Below are 24,323 nucleotides of genomic sequence, written 5' to 3' on the forward strand. Positions count from 1 at the left end.
TTTATCATTCTAATTTATAGAATTTATTAAAAAAGGTAAGGTTTTTAGAGGAAAAAATGTTATAATCTATTTAGTCTACGATTGGAGGCTAGTTATGGCTAGTATTTAAAAAAAACATTTAGAGAAACGTTTAGAGCTTAAAAATGATCCTATGAGGACAGATATGAGTACTGGTGCCAGTTACCCTAAATATGGATTCTCGGTAGGAAAGTACACATATGGATATCAACAATTCTTTTACGAAGGCGTTAACTTAAAAGAAATTGGAGCATTTTGCTCAATAGCCCAGAACGTTACTATTACTGGTCTGAATCATCCAACCGATCACATTACCACTAACCCTTTTATTTACTATAAGTCAAGGGGATTTATAAATGAGGATAGGGCGGACTTAATAGATGAAAAGAAAAATGGAAAAGTTATTATTGGCAACGATGTCTGGATAGGAACTAATGTCACTATACTTCCATCTGTTACAATAGGTAATGGAGCAATTATTGGAGCAGGTTCAGTTATTACCAAAGACATTCCTGACTATGCTGTTGTCGCTGGAACACCTGCTAAAATTATCAAATATCGCTTTTCAGAGGAAGAAATAACATTATTAAATGCATCTCAGTGGTGGAATTGGTCAGATGAAGCTATTAAGGAACATATTAGCGAATTTTCAGATAAGAAGGAATTCTTCAATACTCTAAAAAGTATTTCCGAAAACAAAAATCATAAACTCTAGAATAACTTCATCAAATAGCACACTAAAAATACTACTCAGCATAATATGAGTAGTATTTTTAGTGTGCTATTTTGCTAGTTTATTTAGCACCATGTTTAGACTAATGCAATTCTAGGAAAGCTACTTAGTCTCTCTGCTATTATCATGATAAGCTCCCCAAAATATGGTTACTAATAATTTTAAAGATTTGTTAAATAACCTTTTTTTATCATCATCTAGTTCTCTAAAGCTATGAAAAGCTTTCATCATTTTTGCTCTGGAAGCCAAGTTGAAGTCATCCAAACTAGATACGCCACTTGATAGGAAGCTATCAAATAATAAATCAAAAAATAATTTTCTTTCTTGACTTTTTAATTCAGCCATCCACTGTTGAAATGTCTTTTCAAAACAAATACTTTTTAGCGATAGTCCTGTTCCAGTCTTTAAAATAGCTGGTTCTTGAATTTCCCAAGTTGTAACATCGTGTTGCAGAATTCCACGCGCATTGCTACTAATAATTAGCGGCTCTATATCACTATAAAGCATCATACCAACAATAGATTCTTCTGGTAGTAAGCGAATGCACTTTTGTTTAGTAGTTTTATACTCTGTAGTAGGTAACAAAGTTTTTTGTAGTCCTGGGGAGTCAATAAGCCAAATCAAATCAATTTTTGCTTTTAAATCTGGCTTTGTAAACATTGCAGCGTACAAGGCTAAATTACCCCCCTTAGAATGACCTGAGAGAACTACTTTATCAAAATAAGGCAGTATTGTATTTAAGTATTTAATCGCTGAACGATGAGCCGATATTTCTCTCATATAAGTCAATTTAAAATCTTCTTTCCAACCAATAAGGTTGGCATCAGTACCACGAAATACAACCTGATGATAATTAATGTTAGGAATAGTAAAAACCATAGCTGCAAATTGTTTTTCAAATTCTAAACTAATCTCAGCTCGATAATAAGATAAAGTTAAGTTTTTAAAACGTTTCGAGGTCATCATTAACTGACATAAATCATGTCGTTGTGATGTGAACATAAAGCTATATGATTTAGCCATAGTTTGAAGGTACTCATGATATAACTCACAGACTAAAACTGACTTCATTTCTGTAGTGTTTATAAGTTTTTCAAAAGAAATATAGCCAAATTCATTTAAACAAAGAATGTCAACATCGTTTAATGCTAATTCATCAAAAGTTAAGTTTGAATTATTTTTTAAATAAGTTATTATATTTGACATCACCGTTTATTCTTTCTACTGCTGAATAATTTCCGAACTTCATCTAAACCTATCATGATAAATGGGCAGCTTATTAAATAGAGCCAATGTGATAAACCTAGGCTTGCTGTGTTGAATAAGTTATGGAATAGTGGCACGTATACTAAGACTAAAAATGCTAAAATCTCCATTATTATACCAAAATTAATTAATTTATTACCAAAAATAGATAGTGCTTTAATAGATTGATAGCTCGTTCTGCTATTCATAACCATACCTATCTGGCTAAAGATAATAGCTCCAAGTGTCATAGTTGTCGCTTCTCTGTACGGTATGCCGTTTGCGACGAAAAAAGTAAAATTACCATAACGTAAGTAATGAGCCCAGAAAAAACCACCCATAGCTAATACGGATTCAATAGTGCCGTACCAAAGGAAAGATTTTATAAGTAGCCCTTTGTCCAATAAGCGATCTGTTAGCCGTCTTGGAGGACGATTCATAACGTCTGTTTCTGGTGGTTCCACGCCCAGACCTAAAGCGGGAAGCATATCGGTTCCCAAATCAACAGCAAGTATTTGCATTACAGTCAATGGTAAAGGAATAAAACCTTTAGAAAAAAGGAAGAATGCCGACGGAACAGCCTCAGGAGTATTACTATTAAAAATATACGTCAAGAATTTCTTAATGTTTTGATAAACAGCCCGTCCTTCTTCCACAGCATGTACAATAGAAGCAAAATGATCATCTGTCAGAATCATATCAGCTGATTCTTTAGCAACATCAGTACCGGTAACACCCATGGCTACACCAATATCGGATTTTTTTAGCGCAGGCGCATCATTGACCCCGTCTCCTGTAACTGCTACTACTTCACCCATCTCCTGTAATATCGTTACTACTCGATATTTTTGTTCTGGTGCTACACGAGCAAAAACGACTTCACCTGACAATTCTTTTTTCAATTGGCTATCCGTCATTTCTGATAACTCTAAACCTGAAATTACTTTAGCATCATCGTTACGAATAATACCAATATTTTTAGCGATACTTAGTGCCGTTAATCCGTAATCTCCAGTCACCATAATAATACGAATGCTTGCTGCATGACATTTATCAATAGCTTCGCGAACGCCTTCACGAGGTGGATCACTCATTGCTATCAACCCTATAAACACCATGTGTTGTTCCAAATTTTCTTGCGTCCATTGTTCTTTTGAAAAGCCTTCAATATCGCAGTATGAAACAGCTAAGACGCGAAGTCCATCTTTAGCAAATGTATCGTTAGCCAACTGTATTTTATTACGTTCTTCCTTGTTTAAGGGGATAACTTTGCCATCAGATAAGACATAATCTGATAAATCAAGTATTTCTTTCGGCGCACCTTTTGTAATTGAAATTTTTTTATCCTTTTCATCGCCTCCTAAGCTATGAATAGTTGTCATGCGTTTTCTAACCGAATCAAAAGGTAATTCTTTCAAACGTGGTGCAAACTTACGATTTTCTTGTATGTTTATCCCTGATTTTTCCAATAAAACATTCAAACAAGCTTCTGTCGGATCTCCAAGTACAGTATAAGTTGAACGATCATCATTTGGTGGTAATACTTGAGCGTTGCTACAGAGATGAGCAAAACGAATAAGTTTTTCTAAGTCTCCTCTATCACTATTACCAAAGCAAATATTGTCACCTTCAAAAAGAATCTGTCCTTCTGGAGCATAACCCAGTCCTGTCACTTGGTAACTCTTTCCATTTTGTCACAAATGATTGACGGTCATTTCATTTTGCGTTAATGTACCAGTCTTATCAGAACAGATAACTGAGGTTGCTCCAAGAGTCTCAACTGAAGAAAGTTTTTTGACAAGTGCGTGTTCTTTAGCCATTCGTTGGACTGCCATAGCTAGAGAAGGTGTAACGGTAGGTAGTAAACCTTCTGGGATAAATGCAACGATCATCCCCAAGGCAAAGATAAATGATTTTGACACTGGCTCCTTAACAAAAAAAGTCGCTGCTAAGAAAAAGATAATTCCTACCGTAATTGAAATGATAGAAATCTGTTTGGTCAACCGATCAAGTTCTCTTTGAAGAGGGCTTTTTTCTGATTTCATCCCTTGTGTTAAATCAGCGATTTGACCAAATTGAGTTTGCATTCCAATTGCCGTAACAACCATTGTTGCGCTACCACTGGAGACCGTCGTTCCTGCGAAAACCATATTATCACATTCAATCAATGTTTTAGACTGGTCGTTTTCAACATTGCTATCTTTATAAATAGGATTTGATTCCCCTGTCAAGGCTGATTGGTTTACTTGCAAATCTGTTGTTTTAATCAAGCGACCATCTGCTGAAATACGGTCTCCTTCTTCAATAAGAACAATATCGCCTGGGACTAGTTGCTCTGATAATATCTTTTCTTCTGAGCCTTTTCTAAGAACACGTGAATAAGATGGTAACATTTTCTCGAGAGCTTGTGTTGCTTGGCTTGCACGGTATTCCTGAATGAAACTAAAAATACCATTAATCACATTAACCATCCAAATGGCAAGACCTAGCTCTAAGCTATTAGAAACAATAGCCACAAATCCTCCAACCCATAATAGTATTGCCATAAGACTAGTAAAATTTTTCAGAAACAATAAAATAATCGATTCTTGCTTTACTTCAGATAACAGGTTTAAACCATATTTTTTCTGACGTACAGCAACCTCTTCATCTGATAAACCACCTTGAGTTGTCCCTAATTCTTCGAAAACCTCTTCTAACTCCTCTTTAGCAAAACGTGTGTTTGTATCTGAAACATTATTTGTAGAAGCCATATTCTAGTCTCCTTCTCTAAAACGTTTTCATTTTTGATACCTATATTATACTCTTTTTTCAGAAAATAAACTGATGAAGAATACACCTGCCACCAATTCTTTTTACCATACATAAAAAACGACTTAAGATATACCCTTAAGTCGTCTCTTATTAATCAAAAAGTGATAGGTAGTCCCCATAGCCTCTCTTTGCCATCTGGTCATAAGGAATAAAATCTAAGGCAGCTGAATTGATACAATAGCGTAAACCACCTGCATCAACCGGTCCATCATTAAATACATGCCCTAAATGAGAGTCAGCTTGACGACTCCTAACCTCAATACGATGCATTCCATGAGAGTGATCTTGATGATTTGTCACCATTCGATTCTCAATTGGTTTTGAAAATGCTGGCCAACCACAACCAGATTGAAATTTATCTAAAGAAGAGAATAAAACCTCTCCACTGACGATATCTACATATATCCCCTCTTCAAAAAAATCATCATACTTCCCAGTAAAAGCATGTTCCGTAGCTGAATTTTGGGTTACTTGATAAGCTGTATGTCCAATACGCTGACGTAATTCTTCTTGTGTTTCTTTCATTATAGTATCTCCTCCATTTGAGTTTGTTGAGGTTTAAAACCTAATTTTTCATAAAAAGAGACCGCTCTCTGATTATCATTCCAAACATTTAAAGTTATATTATAACACCCATGTTTCTTAGCATATTGTCTTGCAAAATCCATCAACTTTTGTCCAATTTGCTGACCTCTTACTTCCTCATCAATGCACAAATCATCTATATAGAGAGTTTTAAATGACTTTCGAGGTAAGTCACGTTTTTCTTGTAATTGAAGAAACAAGTGGGCAACAACTTTACCCTCGTCTGATTCATAAACAAAGATAGGCTTTGATTCGTCTATCAGCATTTCTTTCAATTGTTCTTTAGAAAACTTACTTCCTCTTGTATGAAAAATATCTGGGCGAACCTCATGATGTAACATTAAAATTTGTTTCAATAGCTCTGCAATATCAGGCAAATCTTTTTCTTTCGCTCTACGAATCATATCTACTCCTAACGTTTACCATTCCATTCAGCATAAAATTCGGCTAAATATAGTTCTAAAAAATCATGACGTTTTTGAGCAAGCATTTTCCCTTGTTTTGTATTCATAAGGTCTTTTAACTTTAATAATTTTTCGTAAAAATGCATGATAGCTGTATCCTGACCATTACGATACTCTTCTAAAGTGAGGTTTTCTCGTGGTTTTAAGTTAGGGTCATGAATTAAACGTCCTTTACTCCCTGAATAAGCCATCGTTCTTGCAATACCAATAGCCCCCATAGCATCTAGGCGATCTGCATCTTGAACAATTTGACCTTCCAATGTTTTCATAGTCAATCCAGTTCCTGCTTTGAATGAAATATTTTCAAGAATATCAAGGATATGTTCTACTTCTGCTATGGCAAGATCTTGACTATATAACCATTGAGTCAATTCATACGACGCTTGCTTACTATCTTGGCAGATTTTGTCATCAATAATATCATGCAAAAGTGCAGCCATTTGACAAATAAAGGTATTAGCCCCTTCTTTGTGTGCTAATTCTACCGCAAGATTTCTTACTCTAACAATATGAAACCAGTCATGGCCACTTGGATCATTTTTTAATTTATGGTGAACCATATTTTCAGTTGCATTTAAAATCACATCTTCTCTTTTAACCATAGTCATATTATAGCTAATTTTCTAAAAAAATAAATGATTTAGCATATAAATGCAAAATCCTCCAAGAAATTCTTGAAGGATTTTATATATTAGCTCTGTAAAAGATTAATGGTGATGATGACCTACATGTGCATGATCTGTTTCTTCATGGTCATGATGTTCATCATGTGTTTTAGGGTTTTCTTTTTTACTATCAGCATTCGCTTGAGCAGATTTTTCAGTGTTTTTTTGGTGATTAGTATTATCTGAAACTTGTTTGTCCTCTTTAGAAGCCATAGCTGCTTTTTCAGCAAGACTACCATTTCCAACCATTGAACCTTCTACAACTGCTGGAAAATTCTTAGCTACTGCTTCAGGAATATTTTTTTCATTCAATTTCAATTGTGATGTTGGAACATTGTTATGGCTAAAATCAAGATTTGTAACTGTTTTGTTAGGTGTTTTAATATCTAAAGATTCAAGTTTATTTTTAGAAACACTTAAGGTCTCAAGTGAAGTATAATTATTAACACCTTCAAGTGATGTTAACTGATTATTAGTCACATTCAAGAATTTTAACGAACCTTGTTTATTTTTCAATACTAGTTACTTAATTTGGTTCCCTTCAGCTTCTACTTTAACAATTTCATCGCTCTCTTCAATACCATCTAATGATGCTAATTTCGCATTATTAATTGTTAAATTAGATACCTTAGGATTTTGCTTTAAGAAACTTAGATTGCTTGTATTCGTCTCATTTAAAAGAAGCGTCTCAAGACTAGTTGTTTTTAGAGTCGATAAGTCTGCGGATTTATTGTTTGATAAATCTAGAACTTTCAAATCTTTTTTACCAGAAAGTGCACTTAAATTCTTCACATTATTATGATCAAGGTGCAATTCTTGGAGTTTTGTCAAGTTTGATAACGGTGTCAAGTCAGAGATATTGTTATGACTCAAAACTAAGAATTGAAGGTTTGGTAATTCAGCCAATGGTTTTAGCGAAGTAATGCCATTATTAGCTGCAGCAATAAGACTTAATTGTTTATATTTTGTAAGGAAAGATAAATCCTTAATACCGTTTTGTGAAATATCCAATCCTTCTAATAGTGGCATCTTATCAAGGAAAGAATAATCTGTAATACCAGTATTTGTCATCCAAAGCTGTTTAAGTTTTTTGAATTGCAAAACTGGCGTCATATCATTAATCGGAGTAAACCCAATTCCTAGAACTTCAATATTAGGCATCAATGATAGACCAAAACGCTGGAATGGATTGGTTCTTTGTCCAATGTTAATCTTAGTAACAGTTGCAAGCCACTGACGCATTTTTTCAGGATTAGTTTCATTTGATGGGAATGGTGTTGGAGCATCTGCATGCAGAATATCCTGAATAATCTCATCATCAAAACCAATTTGTTTTAGAGTTGCCATACCAACTTTATCTTTTGCATGAGAGTGATCGTGGTGTCCATCTGGGATAGGCTTCCCAATTTCAATATCCTTACTTGCTATGGTGTGTGAGTGGTCATCATGTGGATACTTAAAGATGATACTTCCATCCTCTGACGTTAATACTTCAATTTGATTAGGATTTAAACCAAGCTTCTCTGCTAAATAAATTAATTTCTTTTGATCTTCATCAGATAATTTATTTGACTTAGTGTGCTCGTGTTCTTCATGCTTATGGTCGGACTCATCATGGTGATGACCTTTGTGATGATCTTCATCATCATGATGTGGATTTGGAATTGGCTTACTTAGATCAATATCTTTGGCCATAATAACATGTGTATGATCATCATGTGGGTATTCAAATCCAATTTCACCATTTAGTGTTTTAAGGACTCTGATACGTGAAATATCTAAATGTAATTCACGAGCAAGGTAAGCTAGCTTATCTTTGATGTCCTTAGGTAAAGTATTTTCAGTTCTTGGCTTTTTACTTGATGGTGACTGTTTTTTAGAATCAGCTTTCTTTTGTGGTTGGTAACGGTCAGCAATTGATCCCCACCCCCCTTTTCTTAAATCAGCAAAACTAATAAAATGCAGATGATTATGATGTTCTACTAAAATACCTGTTGGGGTAGTGCCTTTTATTCCTCGTCCATTAAATAAGAAACCATTACTTGTTGGGTAGTGAAGCCCTGCAATTTTAGAACTATTAACCCTGTAATGGCTATTACTTTGATTTCCTAAACGTGAAACAGCTCTACTTGCTTGTACTTGCTTTTGCTGAGATAAACTTGCTTTTGGAATATAGTGGAAATGATCACCATGTCTGACCACGTAGCCATTAGCATCTTCTGAAACAATATCTGCGGGATTAAAAACATAGCCATCATTTAATGTATTAACAGCTACCGCCCCTGCTTTAAAGTTTCTTACCGCTTGATTTTTATTAGTTTTTGTATTAGCATTAGGGATTAAATAGCTAAATTTTGAACCTTTTAAATCAGAGTAAAAAATAAAATGAGAATGATTTCCATGTGCTACAACGATTCCAGAATCTGTATGAGATAAAATCTTCGAATCTTTAGTCAGTAAAAAGCCATCATCAGTTGGAAAGTCAACCCCTGCAACACCCTTGCGTTTTTTATGACTTTCCTTAACAGAGACTTTCTTTTTATTAGCTTTTTTCTTAGCAACCTGCTTTGTTTTAATATGATGAGAATTTTTGTGTTCTTGAGTATGACATGCCGTAAGAGCAAAATGGCATGACAGGACAAGACCAGCTAGAGCAATAATTTTTTGACCTTTCATGAGTCCTCCATAAATGTTTTTTTCGTTTTAGTTAACTAGTTAATTATATCAGATGTTTTTCCTTTTGCAATACTATTTGCCATCTTTTTATTATTTAGTTACTAACAAAAACTCATTTATAGCTCATTTATATTTAAACAAATATATTATAAAGCCATATTATTTGATAATTGCAGACAAAGAAAAAGTAACTTAAGCACGAAGCTAAGTTACTTTAAAATAGATAAATGATATCATCTTTCTGAATTATTTTTTGTCATCATCGTCCATTGATAAAACACTTAAGAAAGCTTCCTGAGGAACTTCGACGGAACCAATTGCTTTCATGCGCTTTTTACCAGCTTTTTGGTTTTCAAGCAACTTACGTTTACGTGAAACGTCACCACCATAACATTTTGCTAAGACATTTTTACGTAGTGCTTTTATATCAGAACGGGCCACAATTTTTTGTCCAATAGCTGCTTGGATAGGAACTTCAAACTGCTGACGAGGAATGATTTTTTTCAACTTATCAACGATCAATTTACCACGTTCATAGGCAAATTCTTTGTGAACAATAAAGCTTAAAGCATCCACTTTATCACCATTTAAAAGAATATCCATTTTAACTAATTGTGAGCGACGATATTCGGAAATTTCATAATCAAAACTAGCATAGCCACGTGTTGATGATTTAAGCTTATCAAAGAAGTCAAACACAATTTCAGCTAAAGGAATTTGGTAAATAACATTAACACGATTATCATCAATATAATCCATTGTTACAAAGTCACCACGTTTACGTTGTGCTAACTCCATTACAGCACCGACAAATTCTTGAGGAACCATAATTTGCGCCTTAACATATGGTTCTTCAATGCTGTCAACACGAGTAGGATCAGGAAATTCAGATGGATTCGAAACTTCAAGCATTTCACCGTCAGTTGTATTAACATGATAAACTACTGATGGTGCAGTCATAATAAGATCAATATTGAACTCTCGTTCCAAGCGCTCTTGGATAACGTCCATATGTAAAAGTCCTAAGAAACCACAACGGAAACCAAACCCTAATGCTTGTGATGTTTCCGGTTCAAACTGTAGACTAGCATCATTCAATTGTAATTTTTCAAGGGCTTCACGCAGATCGTTATACTTATTTGATTCAATTGGATAAAGACCGGCAAAAACCATTGGGTTCATTTGCTTATAGCCATGCAAGGGTTCTATTGCTGGGTTATTAGCAAGGGTAATGGTATCACCAACACGTGTATCAGCAACCGTTTTAATTGAGGCAGCAATATACCCTACATCTCCAGTTGCTAAAAAATCACGTCCAACTGCTTTGGGAGTGAAAATACCAACCTCAGTAACGTCGAAGGTTTTACCATTAGACATCATTTGAATCTTATCTCCTGGCTTAACCATACCATTTACAATCCTTACTTGAAGAATTACTCCACGATAAGCATCATAAACAGAATCAAAAATTAGAGCTTGAAGAGGAGCATCTACTTCCCCAGTCGGTGCAGGAACTTTTTCAACGATCTGCTCTAAAATTTCTTCAATACCAATCCCTGCCTTAGCTGAGGCAAGCACAGCTTCTGAAGCATCTAGACCAATAACATCCTCTACTTCTGCACGTACACGTTCTGGATCTGCTGCTGGTAAATCAATTTTATTAATAACTGGTAGTATCTCTAAATCATTGTCTAGAGCCAAATAAACATTTGCCAGAGTTTGAGCTTCAATTCCTTGGGCTGCATCAACAACCAGTATAGCACCCTCACAAGCTGCCAATGAACGTGATACTTCATATGTGAAGTCAACATGCCCTGGCGTGTCAATCAAGTGAAAAATGTAAGTTTCACCATCTTTAGCAGTATAATTAAGCTCAATAGCATTTAACTTTATAGTAATTCCACGCTCACGTTCTAGATCCATAGAGTCCAACAGTTGCGCCTGCATTTCACGACTAGAAACCGTTTCTGTTTTCTCTAAAATACGGTCTGCTAAGGTTGATTTTCCATGGTCAATATGAGCGATAATCGAAAAGTTTCTAATCTTTTCTTGACGTTTCTTCAAATCTTCAATATTCATTCTATTTCCTATACAATTTGATATGTTTAACTTCTAAAGTATTAAAACAGTCCTATAGACTCTAGAATATTATATCAAAAAGAAGACCGATGTAAAAGAGAATTAACACTTGAACATCAATCTTCATTAAGTCTATTAGTTATTGAACCAAATGGCTATCTCGCGAGTTGCAGATTCAGGTGAGTCTGACCCATGAACAATATTACATGTCGCTTGGTTTGGAGAGGGAGCTTGTGCAAAATCTCCTCGAATAGTTCCTGGAAGGGCATCTTTGGGGTTAGTACTCCCCATCATGGTGCGCCAAGTTGAAATGACCTCTTCTCCCGAAATAACTCCAATGATTACTGGACCACTAGTCATATAATCTACTAATGTTGGAAAGAATGGTCTATCCGTCAGTTCTGCATAATGTCTTTTCAAAATATCTGCATCTGCATATCTAACCTCTAAGCGATCAATAGAGAAGCCTCGACGCTCAATACGACTAATAACTTCTCCAATAAAACCACGTTTTACACCATCAGGTTTTATCATAAAAAAGGTTTGTTCCATAATATTAGCACCTCATTTCTTTCTCCACTATTATAACATGAAAATATGTTTTCTGTAACTTCCAACTGTATTTCAAAAAAGGAGTATTGGACACTCCTTAACTATATTAATAGGTGAGATCCATCATAGCTGTTAGTTGATTATGGATAGGTTCTCCACTGCTTTCCTTGTAAGCTTGCAAGTATTAATGACAAAGAAAACACCAGCAATCACTAAAAGAACCAACGCTGTCAAACTAATAATTAAGTAAAGCGTAGAACAACCTAGCCCTTTAACCATAAGGTTGGAATTATAGCCTTTCATATCTCTTTTATTGACACATTCTCTTTGAATCCGAAAAACAATTCGAATTTTCTACTAATAGACACACCTCTAAATGACGTTCATATTTTTTAGTCGCCAATATATAAGTTTCCCAATCAAACTGATAAATTGGGGTGATTTCGTTAGCTTGGCCAACTAAGTTCTGAATTACGTCTTGAATTAATCTAATTACCGCCTTCCCCCACATTCTCTGAAAATTTATTTCAGTATAACAAAAAACTAGAACACCACAATGATGTCCTAGCATAATAACAGCACAGCTCTAAAACTATCCATCTCGGTGAGATGAGAATTAGCTTGTTTTGGAACCATTCGAAACAGCACAGCTCTAAAACTAAATTCCGTCATCTTCAATTCGTCAAGTAGTTTTGGAACCATTCGAAACAGCACAGCTCTAAAACATATAAGCGATATGGAAGCATTGGTAAAAAGTTTTGGAACCATTCGAAACAGCACAGCTCTAAAACATTTCCATAATCAGTCGAAACTGTAATTTGGTTTTGGAACCATTCGAAACAGCACAGCTCTAAAACTTACCGATTAGAACATCATCTAAGGTAATCGTTTTGGAACCATTCGAAACAGCACAGCTCTAAAACTATCGCTCAAGCATTCGTATTTGTTTTGGAGTTTTGGAACCATTCGAAACAGCACAGCTCTAAAACATTTCCAGTAAGTTCAAATTTAACAAATGTGTTTTGGAACCATTCGAAACAGCACAGCTCTAAAACTGCCCCGTTTTCTAGCACTCGTGTAAAAATGTTTTGGAACCATTCGAAACAGCACAGCTCTAAAACTATCAGTCCACTTATAATCAAGATAGTTTGGTTTTGGAACCATTCGAAACAGCACAGCTCTAAAACAGTTTTAACATTAAATCACGTCTTAAATAAGTTTTGGAACCATTCGAAACAGCACAGCTCTAAAACAGTTTTAACATTAAATCACGTCTTAAATAAGTTTTGGAACCATTCGAAACAGCACAGCTCTAAAACGCTATTAGTGGAAACTTTTGAACGTTATGTGTTTTGGAACCATTCGAAACAGCACAGCTCTAAAACGAACAAGATGTAGATATGAAATTAACATTTGTTTTGGAACCATTCGAAACAGCACAGCTCTAAAACTCAACCACCGCCGCATAATCGAAATCATCCGTTTTGGAACCATTCGAAACAGCACAGCTCTAAAACAAATAAAAGCCATAATAATAATGGCTACTAGTTTTGGAACCATTCGAAACAGCACAGCTCTAAAACAATTATCCTGGATTATTGTGCAAATCGTTGGTTTTGGAACCATTCGAAACAGCACAGCTCTAAAACGCTATTAGTGGAAACTTTTGAACGTTATGTGTTTTGGAACCATTCGAAACAGCACAGCTCTAAAACGAACAAGATGTAGATATGAAATTAACATTTGTTTTGGAACCATTCGAAACAGCACAGCTCTAAAACTCAACCACCGCCGCATAATCGAAATCATCCGTTTTGGAACCATTCGAAACAGCACAGCTCTAAAACAAATAAAAGCCATAATAATAATGGCTACTAGTTTTGGAACCATTCGAAACAGCACAGCTCTAAAACAATTATCCTGGATTATTGTGCAAATCGTTGGTTTTGGAACCATTCGAAACAGCACAGCTCTAAAACCTCCAAGTGCTTTAAAGTCATTTATTTTTTGTTTTGGAACCATTCGAAACAGCACAGCTCTAAAACCCATCATCAACCTGAATGACTCCACATTTCGTTTTGGAACCATTCGAAACAGCACAGCTCTAAAACGACCCTTGTCAAACCCAAGCAGAAGTAACTGTTTTGGAACCATTCGAAACAGCACAGCTCTAAAACGATGGTCGAGCACTTAGAAAACCAATAAAAGTTTTGGAACCATTCGAAACAGCACAGCTCTAAAACAAGCACAAGAAGCAACTGTTAGAAGACATAGTTTTGGAACCATTCGAAACAGCACAGCTCTAAAACACAGCTGAAGAGTTAGAAAAGGCTAATGTTGTTTTGGAACCATTCGAAACAGCACAGCTCTAAAACTATCAGTATTTGGGGCAAATTAAATTAGTGGTTTTGGAACCATTCGAAACAGCACAGCTCTAAAACTAAGCTGGGTTCTCGATCAGATAATATTTCGTTTTGGAACCATTCGAAACAGCACAGCTCTAAAACAAAGATATTGATTGGATTGATGAATTGAGAGTTTTGGAACCATTCGAAACAGCACAGCTCTAAAACGACGGTTTTGAAAACAAAGAGCGTAACATAGTTTTGGAACCATTCGAAACAGCACAGCTCTAAAACTTTAATTTTTCTTTCAATTTTGGGATATAAGTTTTGGAACCATTCGAAACAGCACAGCTCTAAAACCTCGTAGAAAATTTTCTTTTGAGCTTTCGTAATCGCGCCATTCGTCTCAGCAGGACTTCAGTTTCGATGATTCCTTGTTATTACTGTGCTTTTACTAATATTATACCATATTTTCGCCTATCAAGAAATAATCCTTATCAATAACATATTGCGGTAAATCATAGAGTCTTCTAGGTTCTAGAAAGAGTACTGACTTTTGCATTAAATTGATGTATTCACATAATTTTATAACTTCATCTTTGGTAAGATAAGCTCCGCTATTAACAAAAACCAAGAGATTCTTTTTCGTTAAATAATGGTAAACTTGTATAATTTCAAAACATTTTTCAAAGATAGTGTCGCTCTGTGTCTCAATTTTGACTCCCAGTGCCTTAATGAGTTCTAAAATCGTAATTTCATCGTATTCTAAATCAAGCTCATTCTCTAGACACTCAAATGCGATAAGTTCTGTAATAGTAGCTGCTAATTTTTCTACCATTGATTTCACTTCTGGCTTTTCGTTGAATTGATTTTCTAAGTCACCATGTATCAACTTTAGAATAGGTGCTGAGTTGACATCGTATCCTAAGATATCTGTAACCAGCATTAACTCTGTTGCCTTCAGACTTTTCTGCTTATCATCAAATAATTTCAAATGTTCATCTACGTCATATTGATAAAAATGTTTCACCAATGAAGAATAAACTGAAACATCTTCTATCGTTAAAATCGTAGCATTACTTAACACTAATGGTTCATCTAAAATTGGAAAATTAATCTTGATCATAAGAATCTCCTAGGAAAACCAAGCGACTATCAGAGTTGGCAACACTTGTGTTGCGTTCTCCATGGAGGTAAACCATTCTCGCAAATTGTTTTTCCGTAACTGTTAAGAGTGTGATATTACCCTTTTTAGGATTATTCACTTTAAGCCGACCTATCATAGCATTATTAGCTGTATTATTGAGTAATAATTTACTATAAACAGAAAACTGATGCATGATAAAGCCTTCGCTCAAGAGAAACTTTCTAAACTTACGATACGCCTTCCGTTCTTCTGCTGTTTCAGTAGGCATATCAAACATTAAAATCATTCGCATATACCGATAACTCATATCCTAAACTCCGGAATTCCATTCCCATCACTATTTAGCGACTTAATAACTTTTTTGGTATAGTCGCTGACAATATTTGAGAGATACATTTCTTTACCATTGTAGCTGTATGTCTCTGAAAACATAGAAAAGAGTTCTCTTTTCATTTTGACAAAATCACTCTGCCTATTTTCATAAATAATCCTATCAACGATTGGGCGAAATGGTTCCATAATATCGCTTGCTAGGTTGAACTGATTAAATTGATTAGCATGCTTCAAGCCAAATTGTGTCATGCAACCACACTTAACAACTTCACGCGCAAACATACTCAAAAGCAATGAATATCCGTAGTCTAAACCAGCATTTATTGGATTATCCTGCTCTCTTGAAAAATCATTTCCAAAAAGTGTATTGAAATAAATCCTAGCAGCATGCCCCTCACGATTAGAAGGATCAAAAGGTTCTAAGTCATGGTAGAGATTCATAATAGACTGGGATTTTTCAAAGAAAGAACACTCACCGAGATAAAAAGACTGATTCAAAATTTTTTGTGCAATAATTGATGTCCAAACATCTGCTTTGACATCTTCAATCCATGACATCTGCCTAGATAATTGTAAACTCGAATCATGTCTGGCATAGTACGGCATTAACATAGCTGTTGGCAAGCGTTTATCGTCACAAAATATAACTAAAATATTTTCATCAACCAAACGTTTAATCAGCATGGTCGACAAAACGATATCTGTTGTTTCCATGATTAGAATGTCAATCTCTGATAGATGAATCATTTCCGTCTGATAAGAATCTTTAAAAATCAGATGATTATTTTTATAAGAGAGCTTAGAATGTGTATTTACAACAACGGTTCGCCAACCTGCCATATCAATCTTCTCCTAACTTACCCAAATCAATACGTGTTTCATAAAGTCCAGTAATAGATTGATGAATTAGGGTAGAATTAAGTACTTCTTTAGTTGATGTATAGCGTTTTCTATCAACTATTTTATCAAAAAATTTAAAAGCTGCTGGAGCTCCTAGACTGGTAAAAGTAAATAGATTGATAATATTATTAGCAAGTTCATCTACTGATATATTTTCCTTATTATCTTGGTAAAGCTTATTGATTTTCTCTAAATTAGCATCTGCTAGAATAACTCGTTTTGGAAAATCATTAATTAATTGAAGGATGTCATCAAAATAAGAGACATGTTGATTTACAAATTCTTGTTTCTTCTCAATCTCCTCTGGTTTACCTTTTGACTCATTATAACGACTTGCAAGGTATAAGAACTTCATAAATTGTGTTGGTAAGGCTAGCTCATTACCTTTTTGTAATTCACCAGCACTAGCAAGTAATCGACGACGCCCATTTTCTAATTCGAACAGACTATACTTGGGCAAAATAATTAGTTTATCAGCCCTAATATTTAAATAGCCTTTTGATTCAAGGAAAGCTGATGGATTTTTCTCAAATCTGGACCTCTCCATGATGGTAATTCCTAAAAGTTCCGTAACTGTTTTTAGTTTTTGTGCTTTACCCTTTTTGATATCAGCTACAACTAAAACAGAGTAAGCTACTATCGGACTATCAAAACCTCCATATTTCTTAGGATCTAAATAAATATCCTTCGTTTTTCTTGGAATCAACTTATCTGAGTTACCATGCGCCAAGATTGATTCCTTAGAGAAACCACCTGTCTGAATCTCTGTCTTCTTCACGATATTGTTCTGAGGGTATGACAAGACTTTTCTAACTGTCGCAAAGTGTTTCCTTTTATCCCAAACAATTTCACCCGTATCATTATTAACTTCAATATCATCTTTTACAACAACGGTTCCATCCGCTAAAGTTACCTTAGTTTTAAAGAAGTTCATAATATTTGAATAGAAAAATAGCTTTTCTGTAGCGGATTTACGCGTTTTGTAACTATTATATTTTGGATAGTCGCCGTAGACAAATTCTGGCTCTAACTGAGGATATTTGGTTAGAATAGCTTTAGCAACTACTGCATTAAGATAGGCATCATGTGCATGGTGATAATTGTTAACTTCACGAATTTTATAGAATCCAAATTCTTTTCGGAAATTTGAAACCAAATTTGACTTCAAGGTTACAATTTTAACTTTGCGGATCCTTCTACCTTTACTATCAAGCTCATTATTAAAGCGTTCATCCAAGATACGGGCAACATGCTTGGTAATTTGTCGTGTCTCAACCAACTGACGTTGGATAAATCTTGCCTTATCATCGGAAGTTAGGCCTCCGCGCTCTGCCTTAGTCAAATTATCATACTTACGCTGACTCATTAACTTAGCATCAAGTAATTTTTTCCAGAAAACTTTACAATCTTTTACAATTTCAAGGCTAGGAACATCATCTGACTTTCCACGATTTTTAGCAGATGATACCAAAACACGATTATCAATAGAATCATCTTTTATGAAAGCTTGAGGAATAATGTGGTCAATATCATATTGACTTAAATTGTCAATATCTAGAGCTTCCCCTGTATACATATCTCTTCCGTTTTGTAAGTAGTAAAGGAAAAGTCTTTCATTTTGCAACGCTTGATTATCCGTAGGATATTCTTTCAAAATATTGCCATTCAAGTCACTAGCTAGATTCTTAACGCCATCATCAAGAAGTTTATAGCGTTGTCGAGAGTTACGACGACCTTGATTTGTTGTTTGATTCTCACGCGCCATCTCAACCACAATTTGTTCAGGTTCGTATCCCATGACTTTAACAAGCTCATCAACAATTTTCAAACTTTGTAGAATTCCCTTTTTAATAGCAGGGCTACCTGCAAGCTCACCTACAACTTCTTTTAGATTATCTGAATGACTACCAGCCTGTGCCTTACTGATAATTGATTTGAAAGATAGACCATCATCATTTATCAACTGCATAAAGTTGCGATTAGATCTACCATCATCAATAAGATAGTCCAAGATTGTTTTTTGACTCTCTTTATCTCGAATACCATTGATTAACTTAGCAGACAATCGTCCCCAGCCAGTATAGTGACGACGATAGAGTTTTTTTAGTTGTGACTCTGTAAAAAGATCTTTATAGTTTTCAAGACGCTTCTTAATCATTTCTCTGTCTTCAAATAATGTTAGAGTTTGGACGATATCTTCCAGAATAGACTCATTATCTGGATTATCTAGAAAATCTTTGTCTAGTATTTTTTCGAGATCGTGGTAAGTTCCCAATGAGGCGTTGAAAGCTTTATTTTCTTTATCTAGACCAATAACATCTACTATCCTAAACTCCTCATATTCTTTAGCCAGAAAATCTAGCAACTTCTTCTTGGATACCTTACGATGTTCCTTGAATACTCCATCAAAGATTTCTTGTTTAATATTGCTATCAAAAAAATAAGTCTCACCTTGCTCATTTTTATATCTAACCTTAGTCAACTCATTATAGACCGTAAATTTTTCATAAATAAGACTATGCTTTGGTAAAACTTTTTCTTCAGGAAGATAAAAATCATTGTTGGTCATACGATGGATAAAAGCTTCCGCAGATTTTTCTTTATCAACCAAGTCTTCAAAATTCCAAGGTCGAATACTGTCATCTGTTTTGCGAGTCATCCATGCAAAATCACTCTTCTCACGTGCTAGTGGCCCGATATAATAAGGAATTCTAAAGGTAAGGATTTTTTCAATCCTATCTTGATTCTCTTTCAAGAAGGGATAGTATTCTGATTGACGGCGGATAATAGCTTTCAGCTCTGTCAAATGGACTTGGTGTGGAATTGAGCCATTATCAAAGGTCCTTTGTTTTCTCAAGAAATCTTCATTCTTGATTTTTTCAAGAAAATTCTCGCTATCTTCTTGCTTGGTCAACAATTTTGACAGGTATTTATAAAAAGCTTCTTGATTAGTTTTACCTTCAATATAACCAGCGTAGCCATCTTTTGATGAATCAGCAAATATTTCTTGATATTTTTCCGGCAATGAAGCTTTTACGAATTGTTTTAACTGTTTCAAGTCCTCTCTATGTTCATCATAACGCTGAATCATAGAAGCTGAAAGTGGCGCCTTGGTACTGAGGTCGATTACTGTAAGAATGCCAGACAAAAGGACACTATCATATAACTTTTTCGCTGCTGAGAATAAGTCTGCAAATTCATCACCAATCTGTCCAAGAAGATTTTCTAAATCTTCATCGTAGCTATCCTTAGCGAATTGAAGCGGCGTTTTATCCTCCAAATTGAAATATTTCTTGAAGTCAGCTTGATTTCCGACAATCAATTTCAAAAATTCTGCAAAAATGCCAGTAGATTTTTGGTTAGGATACTGCGCTAAAATACGATCTTTCTTCGCAGACTTGCTAATCTTATCTGTTAGTATTGCCTCTACGTCAACGTTTTGAGATAACAAATCATTATTTTCAAAAGTTGTATTAAAGATTTCTAAAAAATCTTGATATTGTTTTGAAATGTCTGTATTCCTGACATCAAAGCTATCATCCTCAATTAGGAAATGCCCTCTAAATTTAATGATATGAGCTAGAGCAATATAAATAAGACGAAGGTCTGCTTTTTCTTTCTTGTCAGCTAATTCTTTTCTCAAATGATAGATTGTCGAAAATTTTTCATGATAATCTTTCTCTTCCTGCAATGTTGCAAAGATAGGATACTTGCTCCCTCTCTTATCTTCCTCAACTAGAAAAGAATCCTCTAATCGATGAAAGAAACTATCATCAACTTTACTCATTTCCTCTGCAAAAATTTCTTGTAAATATAGAATACGATTTCTACGACGTGTATAACGACGACGAGCAGTTCGCTTCAAGCGTCTATCTGCAGCAGTATTCCCGCCATCAAAAAGCAGAGCACCTATGAGATTCTTCTTAATATATTCTTTATCAGTGTTCCCTAAAACTCTCATCTTCTTAGCAGGTACTTTATAATCATCTGTAATAATGCTCCATCCGACGGAATTAGTACCGATGTCAAGGCCTATTGAATATGGCTTATTCATAACTTTTCTCCTTTTATTTAAAACACCATTCTAAAAACAACACCTTTAAAACATACTTTAATTATATATTATTTTTTTGAATTTTAAAAGCATTATCTTTATCTTTCATCTGTTATTTGTTAAAATATCCTAAAGTATGTTTTAAGTTTTAAAGCTTTGCTGATTTTTAATTTTTACTTGATTATTACACTAAAATAACATATAATAATTTTGTTGGAATTATTCGAAACAGCACAGCACGTTAAAATAAGGCAGTGATTTTTAATCCAGTCCGTATTCAGCTTGAAAAAGTGAGCACCGATTCGGTGCTTTTTTATGTCATTGTTATAATTCCGACATTTCTCATATTTGTATTATAAAAAAATAGCAAACAAAATGCAAGCGCTATTATAAGGCTTGCATTTTGTTTTTATATTTTCTTAATTTTAAATGTTTTCTACCTATTATCAAAAGAATTATAGTTATTGTTTCATAGATTAACAAAAAAATGATGAAACAATGGAGGAAAAAAGTTTCAGGAAGTATCCAAATTACTGGATCCGTTAGAGGATTAAATTGCCAAGTAGAATCTCCTGGAAAAAGCACCTCATGAAATAGAGTGAAAAACTGGTCAAAACCCAACAGAAAGGCACATACTACAATAAAAATAGGCAACATAATAGCTATCTTGAAAAAGCCTTCATATAGAAAGATACTTTTTTGCTTCCATCCACGTCTTAAAAAATAAATAACTGGAAAAGTTAGTATAACAAAAAGCCCATGCGCTAGAGTAAAAAGATATTTTACATCCGCAAAATGCTTTAAACCATCCTCTGAAGAAGGAAAGCTGGGCATATTTAAATCAGAGATAAAAGGATGAGTCAGATATATCATCAACTTATTAAAATTATAATAAATTGTTTCAGCCTTTAAATACACAACCTTTTCTAATTTTAAAAACTGAATTTCTATAGGATAGATCAACCAAGCAATATAAATTGTAGCTAGAGTTGCTAACGATATAATCCAAATCCAAGTTAAAACTACTAATAACTTATCCTTCATTAAATGTCCATTCATCTAAACTTGCTAAAACATAACTTGGTTGAATTGGTAAATCTGGTACTTCTTCAACTGTTGTAAAACCCGTTGTTACTAACAAAGTATCAATATCATTATTAATACCAGCCATGATATCTGTCAAATAATTATCACCGACCATGACTGCTTGATTTCTAGGAATATTTAAAATTTCAAGTGCCTTATTCATAATGATGGCATTTGGCTTTCCAATAAAGACTGGTTTTATACGCGTTGCGGCTTCTAATAAAGCATTTAAGGAGCCAGCACCGGGTAATAAACCACGTTCAGTAGGAATATTCAAATCTGGATTGGTTCCAATAAATAAAGCACCATTTTGAATTGCTAACGTAGCAGTTGCCAATTTATCATAAGTAACATTCCAATCTAAACCAACAACCACATAGGCTGGATTTTTTGTATCCTCCACATAACCTGCATCTGCAATAGCTTTTTTAAGCCCTTCTTCACCAATAACGTAAGCTGTTTTTCCACGGTTCATATCATTCATATAGTCAACCGTAGCCATAGTTGCGGTATAGATTGTTTCAAGTGGTGTTTCAACATTGAAGCCTCGAAGCATTTCCTGAACGCTTTCTGGTGTACGAGTCGTATTATTAGTTACTAACATATAAGGAATGCCTTTTTCTTGCAAACGTTCGATAAAACGCTCTCCTGCTGGGATACGACTTTTCCCTTTGTAAATAGTACCATCTAAATCAATAAGATATCCTTTATAAGCCATTTAATCCTCCTTTTTTTCCTGCCATTCAATCCTAGCTTGAGCATGAATAGCATCGCCACCAATAATATCATGACGTGTCACAAGACCATCTTGATACCAATGAGACTTAATATCCGTTCCATATTGAATTTCCTTAATATATTTTAAATCAATTTTTTTAGGAATGTGGCTACTTAGAAAATCTAAGTCCAACACATCATACATCCATTCTAGATACTTACTATTATTAACATGTCCATTCATATCTAAATCAAAATAACGAACATGGTATTGTTTAACTTTACTATCTCCAATGGGATGATATTTCGGCCCTCGAATAACTTTTTTGATTCTTTGGGATTGGTAAATTGAAGTAATATCATCAAGAACAGGATGAATCTTCCGTGTTTTAAAATCCATTAAGACAAAAGCAGATGAAATCGTTATTATTTTTTGCCCGTCTTCACCATAAATATAAAAATAGCGGTAACACAATAATTTATTATGAGCTTTGGCTTCAGTCTCAATGACTATCTTTTCAGCATGCTTGGGTAAACGCTCAATATCAATAATATAATCTGTAACGACCCAAACCAATCCGTATCTTTTAAAAACGATGTCATCGCCTATTCCTAATTTTAAAGATTGTTTGGCTGAAATTTGTAACGCTAAAGCCAACAACTGCGGTAATTTCATATAATGATTAGTGTCTGATTCATAAAAAGGCACTTCGTAAGTTTCTCGATATAATAAACCCATTTTTTACTCCACAATAAATTTCTCGGCAACCGTATCTCCTAAGAAGAGACCTTTTTTAGTCATCTGGATAAAACCATTATTTTCTTTCAAAAGCCCATCACTTTGGAGTTCTTGAACAATCTGACCGTAACGTTTCTCAAAGGACGTTCCAAATTTTTGTTCAAATTTTCCGATGGAAACACCCTCTTTTTTACGAAGACCGAGGAAAAGCTCCTCTTCCATCATTTCATTTTTTGATAATACTTCTTCAGATAACCTTGCATTACCTTCTGAAACCCCCTTTAGATAATGTTGTATTGGCCCTCTATTACGATAACGAATACCATCAAGATAACCAGAAGCGCCTGCACCAACACCATAATATTCTACATTATCCCAGTACATCAAATTATGACGACTTTCAAAACCCGGCTTTGTAAAATTAGAAATTTCATAATGCTCAAAACCATTTCTTTCCATTTCAGAAATGATATATTCAAACATCTCGGCTTCTAAATCTTCTGTTGGCAAATGTAATTTCCCACGACGCATTTTATTCATAAATACAGTATGGTGTTCTAAAATTAAACTATATAAACTCAAATGAGGAATATTTAGAGAGAGAGCTTTGGCTACATTACTTCTAACATCATCCATCGTTTGTCCAGGTAAGGCATAAATTAGGTCAATAGAGATATTTTGAAAACCAGCTGTTTTAAGAGCATCAATTGTAGAATAAATTTGTGCCTCATTGTGACTGCGTCCAATACGCTTTAAATGTTTATCATTAAAGGTCTGAACTCCTAGAGAAACTCTATTGACAGCTGACTTTTGAAGCACCTCTATTTTATCAACGGTTAAATCTCCTGGATTAGCTTCGATAGTGAACTCCTCTAAAGTATTTAAGTTTAAATCTCTACTTAACTCCGTCAATAAATAGTCCAGTTGCACAGCGCTTATAGATGTAGGTGTCCCTCCTCCAATATATAAGGTGCGCAATTCTGTAATATCATAAGACCGAAATTCACGGATAAGAGCCTGAAGATAAGCGTCTACAGGCTGATTTTTAATAAAAACTTTTGAAAAATCACAATAATAACATATTTGGGTACAAAATGGAATGTGTACATATGCTGAGGTTGGTTTCTTTAACATGTTTCTATTTTACCACTTTGCCCTTAAAAAAACACTC

Annotated in this window: 15 protein-coding genes, 2 pseudogenes and 1 CRISPR repeat array; of the genes and pseudogenes, 1 reads left to right on the forward strand and 16 read right to left on the reverse strand. The window is 34.6% G+C overall.

Going from position 1 to position 24,323, the window contains the following annotated elements; translation table 11 throughout:
- Positions 1 to 151: 151 nt before the first annotated feature.
- A complete protein-coding gene (locus tag EGX70_RS02925) occupies positions 152 to 733 on the forward strand; it encodes a CatB-related O-acetyltransferase (protein WP_041970307.1) in 582 nt (193 codons plus the stop codon).
- Between the two features lie 120 nt (positions 734 to 853).
- Here EGX70_RS02925 and EGX70_RS02930 read toward each other — a convergent pair whose 3' ends face one another.
- The 16 genes and pseudogenes from EGX70_RS02930 to hemW form a co-directional block, all read right to left on the reverse strand.
- Complete coding sequence (locus EGX70_RS02930) at positions 854 to 1,957, reverse strand: DUF2974 domain-containing protein (protein WP_000065321.1); 1,104 nt, start codon at positions 1,955 to 1,957, stop codon at positions 854 to 856.
- Positions 1,957 to 4,749 (reverse strand): annotated as a pseudogene (locus EGX70_RS02935) (cation-translocating P-type ATPase). The gene EGX70_RS02930 and the pseudogene EGX70_RS02935 overlap by 1 nt, the downstream one beginning before the upstream one ends.
- A gap of 151 nt (positions 4,750 to 4,900) precedes the next feature.
- The gene (gene msrB / locus EGX70_RS02940) at positions 4,901 to 5,335 is read right to left on the reverse strand and encodes a peptide-methionine (R)-S-oxide reductase MsrB (protein ID WP_000665410.1); all 435 of its coding nucleotides are present in this window, start codon (positions 5,333 to 5,335) and stop codon (positions 4,901 to 4,903) included.
- A complete protein-coding gene (locus EGX70_RS02945; protein WP_000621142.1) occupies positions 5,335 to 5,799 on the reverse strand; it encodes a GNAT family N-acetyltransferase in 465 nt (154 codons plus the stop codon). The genes msrB and EGX70_RS02945 overlap by 1 nt, the downstream gene beginning before the upstream one ends.
- An 8-nt stretch (positions 5,800 to 5,807) precedes the next feature.
- Positions 5,808 to 6,467: an HD domain-containing protein gene (locus EGX70_RS02950; protein WP_000180007.1), complete on the reverse strand. Its 660-nt coding sequence runs from the start codon at positions 6,465 to 6,467 to the stop codon at positions 5,808 to 5,810.
- Positions 6,468 to 6,566: 99 nt separating this feature from the next.
- Positions 6,567 to 9,200, reverse strand: a pseudogene (locus EGX70_RS02955) (pneumococcal-type histidine triad protein).
- Between the two features lie 246 nt (positions 9,201 to 9,446).
- Positions 9,447 to 11,279 (reverse strand): translation elongation factor 4, encoded by a 1,833-nt coding sequence (lepA, locus tag EGX70_RS02965; protein ID WP_123947895.1) that lies wholly within the window; start codon positions 11,277 to 11,279, stop codon positions 9,447 to 9,449.
- Between the two features lie 135 nt (positions 11,280 to 11,414).
- On the reverse strand, positions 11,415 to 11,831 hold the full coding sequence (gene ndk / locus EGX70_RS02970; protein WP_000438314.1) for a nucleoside-diphosphate kinase: 417 nt from the start codon (positions 11,829 to 11,831) through the stop codon (positions 11,415 to 11,417).
- A gap of 557 nt (positions 11,832 to 12,388) precedes the next feature.
- Positions 12,389 to 14,536: direct repeats of the CRISPR family, unit length 36 nt; unit sequence GTTTTGGAACCATTCGAAACAGCACAGCTCTAAAAC.
- Between the two features lie 100 nt (positions 14,537 to 14,636).
- A complete protein-coding gene (gene csn2 / locus EGX70_RS02980) occupies positions 14,637 to 15,302 on the reverse strand; it encodes a type II-A CRISPR-associated protein Csn2 (protein WP_000590706.1) in 666 nt (221 codons plus the stop codon).
- Positions 15,289 to 15,630, reverse strand: coding sequence for a CRISPR-associated endonuclease Cas2 (gene cas2, locus EGX70_RS02985; protein WP_000122194.1), 342 nt, complete (start codon positions 15,628 to 15,630; stop codon positions 15,289 to 15,291). Before cas2 ends, csn2 begins: the two co-directional genes overlap by 14 nt.
- Positions 15,627 to 16,496 carry a type II CRISPR-associated endonuclease Cas1 gene (gene cas1 / locus EGX70_RS02990; protein WP_000929489.1) on the reverse strand — a complete coding sequence of 290 codons (870 nt, stop codon included), beginning with the start codon at positions 16,494 to 16,496 and terminating at the stop codon, positions 15,627 to 15,629. Before cas1 ends, cas2 begins: the two co-directional genes overlap by 4 nt.
- Position 16,497: 1 nt before the next feature.
- On the reverse strand, positions 16,498 to 20,610 hold the full coding sequence (gene cas9, locus EGX70_RS02995; RefSeq protein ID WP_123947897.1) for a type II CRISPR RNA-guided endonuclease Cas9: 4,113 nt from the start codon (positions 20,608 to 20,610) through the stop codon (positions 16,498 to 16,500).
- 387 nt (positions 20,611 to 20,997) lie between these two features.
- The gene (locus tag EGX70_RS03000; protein WP_000653357.1) at positions 20,998 to 21,654 is read right to left on the reverse strand and encodes a TIGR01906 family membrane protein; all 657 of its coding nucleotides are present in this window, start codon (positions 21,652 to 21,654) and stop codon (positions 20,998 to 21,000) included.
- A complete protein-coding gene (locus EGX70_RS03005) occupies positions 21,644 to 22,414 on the reverse strand; it encodes a TIGR01457 family HAD-type hydrolase (protein ID WP_000323544.1) in 771 nt (256 codons plus the stop codon). The genes EGX70_RS03000 and EGX70_RS03005 overlap by 11 nt, the downstream gene beginning before the upstream one ends.
- The gene (locus tag EGX70_RS03010) at positions 22,415 to 23,152 is read right to left on the reverse strand and encodes an acyl-ACP thioesterase domain-containing protein (protein WP_000523795.1); all 738 of its coding nucleotides are present in this window, start codon (positions 23,150 to 23,152) and stop codon (positions 22,415 to 22,417) included.
- A 3-nt stretch (positions 23,153 to 23,155) separates the two neighbouring features.
- Positions 23,156 to 24,286: a radical SAM family heme chaperone HemW gene (gene hemW / locus EGX70_RS03015; protein ID WP_000914664.1), complete on the reverse strand. Its 1,131-nt coding sequence runs from the start codon at positions 24,284 to 24,286 to the stop codon at positions 23,156 to 23,158.
- Positions 24,287 to 24,323 lie beyond the last annotated feature (37 nt).

The sequence above is a fragment of the Streptococcus sp. FDAARGOS_522 genome, from assembly GCF_003812445.1.
GTDB lineage: Bacteria > Bacillota > Bacilli > Lactobacillales > Streptococcaceae > Streptococcus > Streptococcus agalactiae.